The following is a 12,260-nucleotide window of genomic DNA, read 5'->3' on the forward strand; positions in this document are numbered from 1 at the left end:
TTTTGACAGGATCTTCTGACTTAGGGTTCTGATATTTTGTTCTCTGACGTCCATGCCAGACAAGCAATATAGATAGCAGAATAACAGACAGCCACGAGACGTGACGGCCTATAAACCTTTTGATAATACCTGAGTAAAATATCAAAAACAAACGTTTTGCATACTCATAGTTATCATCGGGCAATAAACAGTCAACAATGGTTACGTTACAGTGATTTTACGTTTGGCAGGATAAATGGTGGCAAGAGTGTTGCCACCATCTGTATTGGACATGGTACTAGGCAAAAACTAATAACTAGGTAGGACGGTGTGATGCCATAAAGTCTTTAACACGCTCAGAGGTAGGGTTATCAAAGACTTGCTCAGGTGTGCCAATTTCTTCAACCACACCTTGATGTAAAAAGACGACTTTGCTTGATACTTCACGGGCAAAGCGCATTTCATGAGTAACGATAAGCATCGTACGTCCTTCTTCTGCTAGCTCGCGCATTACCGCAAGCACTTCGTTGACCAGTTCAGGATCTAGCGCAGAGGTTGGTTCATCAAATAATAGGACTTGTGGCTGCATAGCAAGCGCACGGGCAATAGCGACACGCTGACGCTGACCACCAGATAAGTTGGCAGGATAAGCGTCTTTTTTGTCAAGCAGGCCGACTTTATCAAGCAGTTTTTCCGCATCGCTAATTGCTTGGTCTTTTTTAATCTTTAAGACCTGCGTTGGCCCTTCGATGATGTTTTGCAGAATTGTCTTGTGTGGCCATAGGTTAAAGTTCTGAAAGACAAACCCGACGCGAGCGCGCAAGCTTTCTAGCTGCTTCACGTCTGCTGCTTGTAGCTCACCTGATTTAGCAGGTTTTAGCATCAGCTCTTCATTACCGATCAAGATACGACCATGATTGGGGTTTTCTAGAAGATTAATACAACGCAGCAACGTCGACTTACCTGAGCCAGATGAGCCCAAAATAGAGATAACATCGCCATCATAGGCAGTCAAGGATACCCCTTTTAATACCTCTAATGAGCCGTAGCTTTTATGGATGTCTTGTAAGTCTAGGGCGATAGGCCGAGTCGGGTTTTTTGCAGTATCAAGCATGGTTCAGCAGACTTCCAATAAATATGAGTGAAAACACGAATAAAATAAGAGCTATATCTATATATAGTACAAGCATTTAGATGCATTATCGTAATATGCCTGATGAGGCAAAGAGAAAAATGCCATATTGTCTCTTATTACGCAGTAAAAAGGCAAATATTGTATTTAACCAACGGGTTAATCAGCTTCTAATAAACCGGAGTACAAAAAAGCCCAGACTGCATTTATCGCTCTGGGCTTTATTTTATCACTTTAGAATACGAGACGTTGTGTTATCTGATAACTGCCTATTTATAGTATGTGCTTAGTACATCTAATATGTAGCTAGTGCATTCTATAATATGCGATTAGTACGTCGATACATGCTCTGAGTCTTCAGTACCGTCCATCATATCCGCATCTTCTGCTGTCGCCACTGCCACATCATCGTTATTGGTAACGTCCATACCCTCATCATCGGCACTAGCAACGGCCACATCGTCATTGTCACTCGCTGTTGCACTTTCTTCTACAGAGGTTTGAGCATCTACAGTAGTATCAGCTTCAGTCTCCATCGGTGTGTCGTCTTTTTTACTACAAGCGCCTAATGCTAGAGCACCTGCGACCAAGCCAAACGTTAACCAATTTTTATAAGTTGTATTTTTCGTAGCCATGTTCGTTCTCCATCACTTATCATAATAAGATTAAGTACTATCTACTGATAGCCTTGCTGTTTTAATGCTTACTATACTGAGGATATCTCGCAGCTACCTTAGTATTTACAGCGCAATTCTGTTAAAAACACGTAAAGATATAGTGTAGTACTGATAACGCGGTTATTCTAAATAAATACCGCTTAGCATGAGCAATATTACTTTGAATAAGCCCTTACAAGAGCGTTGCAAAGCGGATTCTGTTCACAAAATCATCTTTACTATCTTCCCAATCTGCTCTATGTTAAATAGCATAATGACCTATCGCTATTTCAGTAGGCATTCAAAACTTCTTTTTTTGCGACATTTTTCGCCTTTTTAGGTACTTTTACCTATATAAAACTGGGCGCTTTTAGTTATAAAAAACCTGTATCACATAAGGAAAATAATTTATGAGTCAATCGAATACTACGGATATTACGACCTATATGCAGTCTGTCGGCAAGCAGGCACGAGCGGCTTCTCGCGCGCTGGCTGCTGCCAACACTGGCGATAAAAATTCAGCACTTTTGGCCATTCATGATGAGCTGGTCAATGCCAAACAAGACATCTTGGCTGCAAATAAAATCGATATGGACAACGGTCAAAAAAACAATCTTGATAGCGCACTCCTCGACCGCTTGGAGCTAAACGAAGCACGTTTTAACGGTATGCTACAAGGTCTTAAAGACGTCGCTGGCCTTCCTGACCCAATCGGTGAAGTCACTGACATGACCTATCAGCCATCAGGGATTCATTTGGGCAAAATGCGGGTGCCGCTTGGTGTGGTCGGTATGATTTATGAGTCGCGTCCTAACGTAACATTAGAGGCTGCATCACTGGCACTCAAATCAGGTAACGCCATTATCTTGCGCGGTGGTTCTGAAGCATTTGAGTCTAACCAAGCCATTGCCAAATGCATCATTAAAGGTCTTAGCCATACTGATCTATCGGAACATAGCGTGCAAGTGCTACAGACGACCGATCGTGCCGCCGTCGGTGAGCTGATTACTATGACTGAATATGTCGATGTCATCGTACCACGTGGCGGTAAAGGTCTGATTGCGCGTATCAGTAACGATGCAAAAGTACCTGTGATTAAGCATTTAGACGGTAACTGCCATACCTTTATTGATAGTGATGCGGATCCTGAGATTGCGATTAAGGTCAGTGTCAATGCCAAAACGCATCGCTACGGCACTTGTAATACGATGGAAACGCTACTGGTCGATGAAGCAGTCGCTAATGAGCTATTACCTAAAATAGCAGAGGCCATCGTCGCGGCTGATGACGCAATGCAACTACGCCTTGATGACAAATCACAAGCTATCCTAAATGAGAATGCTAAGCTTAAAGGTCATCTATCAGCTGCCACCTCTGAGGATTGGGATACTGAATATTTAGCTCCTATCCTAGCGGTAAAAGTGGTCGCAGGTATTGACGAAGCGATTGAGCATATCAATACGCACGGCAGTCATCATACCGATGTCATCATCACTGATAACTATACCAAATCGCAACGCTTCATCCGTGAAGTTGACTCGGCCAGTGTGATGATTAACGCCTCTAGCCGTTTTGCTGATGGTTTTGAATACGGTCTCGGTGCTGAAATTGGTATTTCAACGGACAAAATCCATGCGCGTGGCCCTGTCGGTCTCGAAGGTCTGACGTCGCAAAAATGGATCGTTTATGGTCATGGCGAAACCCGTGCTTAATCATACCAGCATCGACTATCGAAACGAGTAATCAGAAACGTCAGCAATTATGCTGGCGTTTCTTCGTTTAAATCATAAGTATTTTAGTTAAGGCATTTAAATTATAGGGAGCGGTACGACCATGCAAAGTGGCAAGATTAAGCACTGGAACGAAGATAAAGGCTATGGCTTTATCGATGTAGATAATCAAAGTGAAGATGTGTTCTTTCATATTAGCAAAGCAAGACTGGCGAAGCCTATAACGATTGGACAAAGTGTTTACTTTAACAGTGCCCGTAACGACAAAAATCAATTAAGAGCCACTGAAGTGACCTCATCTTCATTGAGCCTTGACCAAGATACTGCATCAGATGTTCCAAGCTATACCCCTACTAATGCTAATAGAAATAGCCATCACAGCACTCGTAACTCAAATCGTAGCAATCAAAACAGCAGACCCAATAAAAGAAGCTTAGGCTCTACGCTATTTAGCCTTATCGCTATCATCGCCGTCGCTTTCTATTTCTTTGGCGATTTAAATTCGACATTGTTTGCTGATAGCATCGAGTCGACAACGGTATCGCAAGACGTCACTAATAATACAAGCCAAACCACTACTGCTGGTATAACAGGTGATGCACAGGTCGATCATACGATTGCGCTTATCCAGCAAGGTGGACCATTTCCGTATCCAAATAAAGATGGCACGACATTTTATAACCGTGAAGGCAGACTACCCGCCCAGTCACAAGGCTACTACCGTGAGTATACCGTACCCACCCCTGGTGTCTCTCATCGCGGCGCACGGCGTATCGTCACAGGTGGTAACCCTCCTACTGTCTATTACTTAACTGTCGATCACTATGATAGCTTCCAAAGACTACAGGTGCCTTAATATGAAAAAAGAAAATATGAATCGAGAAAGTATGAACCAAGCAATCCACTACGTTAATCAAAGCCATGTTAATCAAGGCCAAATTAACCAAAACGGTACAGCACTGGGTACTAGCATTCCTGCGCAGGCTGTTACTATAGCCATCGGTGACACGCTCGAAAAAACTGAGCTATTGACGAGTTTAGGCCAGGCTTGTGACTTTCCCAGTTATTTTTCACACAACTGGGACAGTGCATGGGATTGTCTAACAGACAGTGAAGCAATTCATTTAAGGCTTGATTTGACAGACGTCAAAAGGATAAACACTGAGGACTTCAATGTCTTTAAAAGCATCATTGAGGATGCCTTTAGAGAATTTGGCAAACCACAATTGTGGGTCATCGTGCCATCTGAGGATGAAGCTTATGCGTTAGAAACTTAGTCGCTAAAAGCCTGTATATTGCAAGCTTGACCGCCGATAGTCACCGATAATTATTCGTCATCATAGAAACCTGAATTCGAGATAAAGCCATATTTATCCCGAATTCAGGTTAATTTATTTTATAGAAAGGATTAACCTATGGAGATTACCTTAAACGGTTATTACACCCTGATATTGGCCACCTTAGTGCTGCTGCTTGGGCGGTTTTTGGTGCGGAGAGTCAAGTTTTTAGAAGACTTTAATATTCCAGAACCGGTTGCTGGTGGTTTGGTCGCGGCGATTGTTGTCTATGCTCTCAATATGGTTTGGGGATATAGTTTTAACTTTCATCAAGGGCTGCAGACCGCCACCATGTTGATGTTCTTTGCCTCCATCGGTCTGAGCGCTGATTTTAGTAGGCTAAAAGCAGGCGGCACACCATTATTGATTTTTACTATCGTTGTATCAGTGTTTATTGTATTGCAGGATGTCGTGGGTGTGGCCATGGCAAGTGCATTGGGACTTGATCCTTTGCTCGGTCTGGTGACAGGTTCTATCGCTCTAACAGGTGGTCATGGTACAGCAGGCGCTTGGGGCATTACGTTAGAACAAGACTATGGTGTGGTCGGTGCGACGACGCTTGGTATCGCGGTTGCTACTTATGGTTTGGTCGCGGGTGGTATCGTTGGCGGTCCTGTTGCTCGTCGCTTGATTAATCGACTTGGCCTAAAACCAACGCCAGCCAACCCTGATCCTAGCGATATCGAAAAAGTTGCTGGTGCACAATCGTTATATAGTACCAAACACGATGAGGAGTCTGCAGGTAGTAATAAAGATATCTTTGAAAGACCTGATAGCATGCGCTTTATCACCGCTTCTTCTACTATCGAAACCTTGGCACTATTCGCAGGTGCTTTGGCTTTTGCCGATGTGATGGCCATCGTTGCTGAAGGCACCTGGTTTGAGCTGCCGACGTTCGTATGGGCACTGGCAGGCGGTGTCATCATTCGCAATGTACTGACGATGGTCTTCAATTTTGATATGTTTGATCGCTCAATTGATGTACTTGGTAATGCTTCTTTAAGTCTATTTTTGGCAATGGCATTGTTGTCTTTAAAACTATGGCAATTGACCGATTTGGCAGGCCCTGTACTAATTATATTGGTTGTACAGACCATCATTATGATTATCTACGTTTACCTCATTACCTTTAAAATTATGGGTAAAGACTACGACGCGGCTGTATTATCAGCGGGGCATTGTGGTTTTGGTATGGGTGCAACACCGACTGCGATTGCGAACATGCAGGCAGTCACTGATCGCTATCTGCCTTCACCTAAAGCATTCCTAATCGTACCGATGGTAGGTGCGTTCTTTGTTGATATCGTCAATGCCACGATATTGCAGATATTTACGAAGTTGCCGTTTATGTAGGCTGATGCTGTTACAGATCAAAACTTAATAGCTATCTAGCAAATACTAGCCATCGAAAAGCCCGCCAAGACTCATCTTGGCGGGCTTTTTTAATTATCAAGCTATAATGGATTGTTCAATCAAACCCATTATTTATGCTTTTTAATTTCACCACTTTTCACACGCGCTATGAAAGAATTAACTTCTCTTTTCACAATTGGCATCAAGAAGTATAGGCCGATGATGTTAAAGATAGCCATAGCGAACAGAGCCGCATCTGAGAAGTCGATAACGAAGCTAAACTGTACGATGGTACCGATAACAACGAAGATTAAGAAGATAAGTTTGTATATCATCTCACCGCCTTTGCCTTCACCAAAGAGGTAAGTCCAAGCTTTTAGACCATAATATGACCATGAAATCATCGTTGAGAAAGCAAACAACAATACCGCGACAGCTAGGAAATACTGGAAAATAGGTGCCGTTTCCATGAAGGCTGCACGGGTTAGATCCACACCAGTAAGCGCTTGGGTTTGTAAGTTTGCGGCAGTATTCACCCCAGAGATAGTAATAACAAGCGCTGTCATCGTACAGATAACAACCGTATCAATGAAAGGCTCTAATAGCGCTACTAGACCTTCAGTAGCAGGCTCTTTGGTTTTTACCGCTGAGTGAGCAATAGCGGCTGAACCAACACCCGCTTCGTTAGAGAAAGTGGCACGTTTTAAACCTTGAATCAATGCGCCAATAAAGCCACCAGCTACACCAGCACCAGTGAAGGCACCCGAGAAAATCTCGCCAAATGCAGTGCCAATATGATTAAAGTTAGCAATCAGTACGATTACTGCCATAGTAATGTATAACAAAGCCATAAAGGGTACGACTTTTTCGGTAACGGTTGCGATGCGAGGCATACCACCAATGATAACCATACCGACTAAAAATGCTAAGCCAATACCAAAGAATACACTGTAGTCCGTTGGAATGCTAAAAGTAGAGCTCATGACTGCAAAGGCTTGGTTACCCTGGAACATGTTACCGGCACCAAAGGTCGCCAATATACACATGAGTGCAAAACCAACAGCCAGAAACTTACCTAATCCGCCCATACCACGTTCAGCCATACCGCGGCTTAGGTAGTACATAGGGCCACCTGATACGACGCCAGATGGTAGTACCGTACGGTATTTGACACCTAGCGTACATTCTACAAACTTAGTCGCCATACCGAATAGGCCGACCATAATCATCCAAAAGGTAGCGCCAGGTCCACCAATAGCAAGCGCTGCACCAACGCCTGCGATGTTACCAAGACCAACGGTACCTGATAGAGCAGTAGCTAAGGCTTGAAAATGGCTGACCTCGCCTTCTTCTTTATTGGCGGGATTTGGATCGGTATATTTGCCTCTGACAATATCTAGAGACAGGCCTATTTGACGAAACTGAATAAATCCAAAGTAAAAAGTGAATACGAGTGCGGCAACTAATAACCAACCCACAATGAGGGGGAAGCTGACGTCTCCAAGAGATACTGAAAAGAAAATAAGGTCGACGAACCAGCCAAATATATTGGCCATAAAGCCATCGAGACCTGCTCTAAATGCTGCTAAACCTGATTGTTCTGCTGCTTGCGCAAGAGTCGTGCTGAGTAATAGCATCGTTGCGACTAAAGATTATTTTTTCATGTAAATCCCTTTAGTGAAAATAACATTTATATAATTATTCAATCAATTACAGCGATACTAGGGCGTGTCTTCATTTTAAAAATGGTAATAAAAATGAGATAAATCGCAGTCAAACAAGGAAAGTAGCGCAGATAATATCGAGATATTAGTCAGCTGTTTGACGCCATTTGGCAAGATTTAGCCGTTTTTAACCCATTTAGATGTCTATTGATCGAATTGAAGACACGCCCTAATACAAAGTGTAACTATTTATTATAATTTGTATTAGTATTATTACTAAATGTTCAATACTGACTATATACTAATAGTTTTGTATGAACAAAGAGATTTACATATTTTTCTTAATTAAACGTCAACTTAGCTCTTTAAAACTAATAGCGGAACTCAATCAAGCTCACTACACTTATCGAAAAATGTCGGTAGTAATTTTCAGGTTAAATAACGGACTTAAATATAATTAAAAGAGCTAAATAGCAATATCAACATAGGTTTGCGTTACATGACATAATATTCATAGAGAGCAATAACAAAAAAACCGCTAAGCAAAAGCTTAACGGTTTTTTTTATTACCTTTCTAAAGTTTACTGATTTTTAGCATAGACTGGTAATTCTGCACAAATCGCTTCTACTTTAGCGCGTACTTCAGTAGCAACCGCTTCATCACCGCGACTGTCTAGTACGTCACAGATCCAACCTGCCAACTCACCCGCTTGTGCTTCATTGAAACCGCGAGTAGTAATCGCTGGCGTACCGATACGGATACCAGAAGTCACGAATGGTGATTTTGGATCGTTTGGTACAGCGTTTTTGTTGACAGTGATGTGTGCTTCACCAAGCCATTTGTCCGCTTCTTTACCCGTCATTTCTTGCTTAACGAGGCTGATCAGCATTAGATGGTTTTCAGTACCACCAGAGATGACTTCATAGCCGCGCTCTTGAACCACTTTTGCCATTGCTTGGGCATTTTTCACTACTTGCTGCTGATACGTTTTGAAGTTATCTTCTAACGCTTCTTTAAAGCAAACCGCTTTTGCAGCGATAACATGCATCAATGGGCCACCTTGGTTGCCTGGGAATACAGCTGAGTTTAGCTTTTTAGCCAATACTTCATCACGCGCCAAAATCATACCTGAGCGTGGGCCACGTAGGGTTTTGTGCGTGGTAGTAGTTACTACATCAGCGAATGGTACTGGGTTTGGATAAACACCACCAGCAACTAGGCCTGCCACATGAGCCATATCAACCAATAGATACGCGCCTACTTCGTCCGCGATGTCACGGAAACGCTTCCAATCAACTACTTGTGAATATGCTGAGAAACCCGCGATGATCATTTTAGGCTTGTGCTCACGTGCTAGAGCATCTACTTGGTCATAATCAATAAGGCCAGTACCGTCTACCAATCCGTACTGTACGGCATTGTAGTTCAGACCTGAGAAGTTGATGTGTGCGCCGTGCGTCAAGTGACCACCAGCGTCTAAGCTCATGCCTAGTACAGTGTCATTTGCCTCTAACAATGCTAAAAATACGGCTGAGTTTGCTTGGCTACCAGAATGTGGCTGAACGTTCACATACTCTGCACCGAACAACTCTTTAGCGCGGTCAATAGCCAATTGTTCAACTACGTCCACATGCTCACAACCACCATAATAACGCTTGCCAGGATAGCCTTCTGCGTATTTGTTGGTAAGGTCAGTACCTTGTGCTTCCATCACTGCTTGTGAGCAGTAGTTTTCAGAGGCGATAAGCTCGATGTGGTTTTCCTGACGAACGCTTTCTGCGGCCATCGCTTCAGCAAGTACTGGATCAAAATCTTTGATAGAAATATCTTTAAACATAGTGATGTCCTAAGTAGTGACTGTCATTAAAAAACGTCATTGAAAAGAAGCTTATAGCCTGCCCACAATAAAACAACTACTGCGTCAACGTCGCTGAAGTACGCTTGATACCTCTGCACGCTGTTTTTCTGCAGTCTGTTTTATGGTACGACCATTATTGTGAATGGAGTCTATTAGCAAAGATTGAAATAAGAATAAATACAGGCGACTGACCTGTTATTAACTTGACTGATTCGTCAATAAAATCGATGTACATTTGCATCGATATCATCGCGAAAGATTAAGTGTAACATGAAAATTTGTGCTGTGAGCGCAAAAAAACCTCACCTTAAGATGAGCGAATTAAATGACTATATAACACAGATAAATAGCCAATAAAATAAAGGATTTACCCGCTGAATTTTTTCTCTTGCCTGCACTTTTATGCTGTTTTAGGCATAAAATATTTTCAAACGTGGCTAGATATAGTCGATTCACTTTAAAAGTAGTACAAGGCAGCCGAGTGTAGATGTATATTAAATAACTCAAGCAAGGTTAACCTAGTAATATTTTTATAGGTCGCTAGTTAAAAACGCAGGTAAGAAGGTTTCACTAATCATAAGCGTGCGACCATACCAATCATAACGCGTTTGTCGTTGCCAACCGTCACTCGTATGACTGATAAAACGCTCATTTGGCAAGGTACGGCGACGCTTAAATAACACGTAGCCGATAGGTGTGTTTTTCAGATGCTGAAGACGACGAGACTGACCTTTTAAACTGTTTAAAGGAAAGATGCTCTGTGCTTGGACCCATGGTATTTCATCATTACCATACAGCTGCACTTCCCGTACCCATGCCAGCATTGGACGATTTAGCATCATACCTCGTACACCCAGCTGCTTTTTTTGACCTAAAGTTAGCGAACGATAGCCTTCAAAGCTGCGTTTTACGCGCAGCGGCTGCCCTGCCTTCTCTTCTAATATCGCAGTGAGAGAGCCTTCAGCATTTAGCCAAGGTATGAGTTCAGTAGGAGGTAGGCCACTGGTAGAACTAAAAGAATTGCTGGTCATAGTTTATGGCTAGTATTTTTTAAAGAGTGTTTATTTAAAGAGTGTTTAACAGTTAAAAGATGCTTGCAAAGTGAAACAGAGTTAATCAAAGCTGATTACCATTACGAATTAGTGCTATGAGTCACTACCATCAAATTCAGGCATATTGTCTGCATTAAAAGGCAGAGCTTCAAAGGCCTGCTGACGATACTGCGCCATATGCATCCGATCTCTGACACAAAAATCGCCAATCGCTGGTACAAAACGCGGATCATAGATACGGTGGATAGAATGTGTCGTCGTTGGAATAAAGCCACGTACCAGCTTATGCTCTCCTTGCGTACCAGGATCAAAAGATATCAACCCTTGCTCAATAGCAAACTCGATACCTTGGTAATAGCACAGCTCAAAATGCAAGCTGTCATATTCACCTAGCGCGCCCCAGTAACGACCATATAAGGTAGCATTATTATCGCCATCAGCCTTGTCACTATCAGGTCTGTCATACAAGAACAAACTACTCGCGATAATCTCACCACTGGCGTCGAGTGCTTGCGCAAGCATTATATGCTCAGGCATGCTTACTGCCAATGCCATAAAAAAGTCTATCGTCAAATAAGGCTGCTGTCCGCGTACTGCATAGGTCATCACATAACAGTGATAAAAAGCCTTCCAGTCAGCATCGCTAATAGCATCACCGCACTTTCGCTGGCAACTAATGCCCTGCTCAGCAACTTTACGACGCTCAGCCCGAATGGTTTTGCGCTTTTTGGCTTTTAAGGTCATCAAAAACGCATCAAAATCTGCAAATGGCTTACGGTCATTAAGTAAGTCTTTGTTTTGCCATAAGAACTGGCAACCTTGACGCTCAAATATCGGTAGCTCAATAACAGCTGACTCTACGCCATTTTCTTGAGCCGCTATCGCAAGCTCTACATCAATTTCAGTTGGCATAGATGTGGTGGCGATAGAGGCAAGCTCAGGTGTCACAAACAGTCCATGCCAGCTTGAGGCGCCCACTTGTTGAGCGATATCATCGATACCTGCGATGGCTGTTTTGAGGATATCTTCATTTAATACTTCACTTTTTGCCAACCAAATCCTTTGACCAGTAATCGGTGTATATGGTGCGCTAGTGACCAATCGCGGATAATAATCAACGCCATAGCGTGCATAAGCTTCAGCCCATGCATGATCAAATACAAACTCACCACGATGATGACCTTTTATAAACACTGGCATGACAGCCACAGGCTGCAATGTATTTTCTGCCGCGCTATCTACTAAGGTATCAGTACTCTCTTCACTATCCGCACTATTAGTAGCGTCGGCGACACGATGTACCAAAATAAATATCGGTAGCCACCCTGCCTGCTCACCAATTGCTCCGGTGTCAGTCAACGCTTGCCAAAAGGCAAATGACATAAAAGGGGTATCTGGTGTCTGCCACTCTGTTTGGCTCTGCCAGCTGGTATCATTAATCAGCGCATACTCTAAACTCATATTCACCGTCACTATTATAATCGCGATATATTTATCG

10 protein-coding genes are annotated in these 12,260 nt (G+C 42.9%); 4 read left to right on the forward strand and 6 right to left on the reverse strand.

What is annotated here, in order from left to right:
• Positions 1-295 precede the first annotated feature (295 nt).
• Together JMX63_RS01225 and JMX63_RS01230 are read right to left on the reverse strand one after the other, a co-directional pair.
• On the reverse strand, positions 296-1,093 hold the full coding sequence (locus tag JMX63_RS01225; protein WP_057758311.1) for an ABC transporter ATP-binding protein: 798 nt from the start codon (positions 1,091-1,093) through the stop codon (positions 296-298).
• A gap of 347 nt (positions 1,094-1,440) precedes the next feature.
• A complete protein-coding gene (locus JMX63_RS01230; RefSeq protein WP_201570324.1) occupies positions 1,441-1,746 on the reverse strand; it encodes a hypothetical protein in 306 nt (101 codons plus the stop codon).
• Positions 1,747-2,177: 431 nt separating this feature from the next.
• Here JMX63_RS01230 and JMX63_RS01235 point away from each other — a divergent pair, with 431 nt between their 5' ends.
• The 4 genes from JMX63_RS01235 (at position 2,178) to gltS (ending at position 6,187) form a co-directional block, all read left to right on the forward strand.
• On the forward strand, positions 2,178-3,479 hold the full coding sequence (locus tag JMX63_RS01235) for a glutamate-5-semialdehyde dehydrogenase (protein ID WP_134292587.1): 1,302 nt from the start codon (positions 2,178-2,180) through the stop codon (positions 3,477-3,479).
• 121 nt (positions 3,480-3,600) lie between these two features.
• Positions 3,601-4,353 carry a ribonuclease domain-containing protein gene (locus JMX63_RS14555; protein WP_134292588.1) on the forward strand — a complete coding sequence of 251 codons (753 nt, stop codon included), beginning with the start codon at positions 3,601-3,603 and terminating at the stop codon, positions 4,351-4,353.
• 1 nt (position 4,354) lies between these two features.
• Positions 4,355-4,774, forward strand: a complete 420-nt coding sequence (locus JMX63_RS01245) for a barstar family protein (protein ID WP_227543687.1) — start codon at positions 4,355-4,357, stop codon at positions 4,772-4,774.
• 138 nt (positions 4,775-4,912) lie between these two features.
• A complete protein-coding gene (gene gltS, locus JMX63_RS01250; protein WP_102078318.1) occupies positions 4,913-6,187 on the forward strand; it encodes a sodium/glutamate symporter in 1,275 nt (424 codons plus the stop codon).
• A gap of 128 nt (positions 6,188-6,315) precedes the next feature.
• Here the strand turns inward: gltS and JMX63_RS01255 are convergent, their stop codons facing one another.
• From JMX63_RS01255 to JMX63_RS01270, 4 genes are all read right to left on the reverse strand, one after another.
• Positions 6,316-7,824, reverse strand: coding sequence for an alanine/glycine:cation symporter family protein (locus tag JMX63_RS01255; protein WP_201570326.1), 1,509 nt, complete (start codon positions 7,822-7,824; stop codon positions 6,316-6,318).
• Positions 7,825-8,432: 608 nt separating this feature from the next.
• A complete protein-coding gene (gene glyA / locus JMX63_RS01260) occupies positions 8,433-9,689 on the reverse strand; it encodes a serine hydroxymethyltransferase (protein WP_201570328.1) in 1,257 nt (418 codons plus the stop codon).
• 551 nt (positions 9,690-10,240) lie between these two features.
• A complete protein-coding gene (locus JMX63_RS01265; protein ID WP_160021120.1) occupies positions 10,241-10,741 on the reverse strand; it encodes a chorismate--pyruvate lyase family protein in 501 nt (166 codons plus the stop codon).
• 114 nt (positions 10,742-10,855) lie between these two features.
• Positions 10,856-12,223: a GNAT family N-acetyltransferase gene (locus tag JMX63_RS01270; protein ID WP_201570330.1), complete on the reverse strand. Its 1,368-nt coding sequence runs from the start codon at positions 12,221-12,223 to the stop codon at positions 10,856-10,858.
• Between the last annotated feature and the right edge of the window lie 37 nt (positions 12,224-12,260).

The organism is Psychrobacter nivimaris, assembly GCF_904846365.1.
GTDB lineage: Bacteria > Pseudomonadota > Gammaproteobacteria > Pseudomonadales > Moraxellaceae > Psychrobacter > Psychrobacter nivimaris_B.

Bases quoted from the DNA above. Each gene is read 5' to 3' on its own strand.
- glyA (WP_201570328.1), bottom strand. From the start codon at position 9,689: ATGTTTAAAGATATTTCTATCAAAGATTTTGATCCAGTACTTGCTGAA.
- JMX63_RS01255 (WP_201570326.1), bottom strand. From the start codon at position 7,824: ATGCTATTACTCAGCACGACTCTTGCGCAAGCAGCAGAACAATCAGGT.
- JMX63_RS14555 (WP_134292588.1), top strand. From the start codon at position 3,601: ATGCAAAGTGGCAAGATTAAGCACTGGAACGAAGATAAAGGCTATGGC.
- JMX63_RS01235 (WP_134292587.1), top strand. From the start codon at position 2,178: ATGAGTCAATCGAATACTACGGATATTACGACCTATATGCAGTCTGTC.
- JMX63_RS01225 (WP_057758311.1), bottom strand. From the start codon at position 1,093: ATGCTTGATACTGCAAAAAACCCGACTCGGCCTATCGCCCTAGACTTA.
- JMX63_RS01265 (WP_160021120.1), bottom strand. From the start codon at position 10,741: ATGACCAGCAATTCTTTTAGTTCTACCAGTGGCCTACCTCCTACTGAA.
- JMX63_RS01270 (WP_201570330.1), bottom strand. From the start codon at position 12,223: ATGAGTTTAGAGTATGCGCTGATTAATGATACCAGCTGGCAGAGCCAA.
- JMX63_RS01230 (WP_201570324.1), bottom strand. From the start codon at position 1,746: ATGGCTACGAAAAATACAACTTATAAAAATTGGTTAACGTTTGGCTTG.
- gltS (WP_102078318.1), top strand. From the start codon at position 4,913: ATGGAGATTACCTTAAACGGTTATTACACCCTGATATTGGCCACCTTA.
- JMX63_RS01245 (WP_227543687.1), top strand. From the start codon at position 4,355: ATGAAAAAAGAAAATATGAATCGAGAAAGTATGAACCAAGCAATCCAC.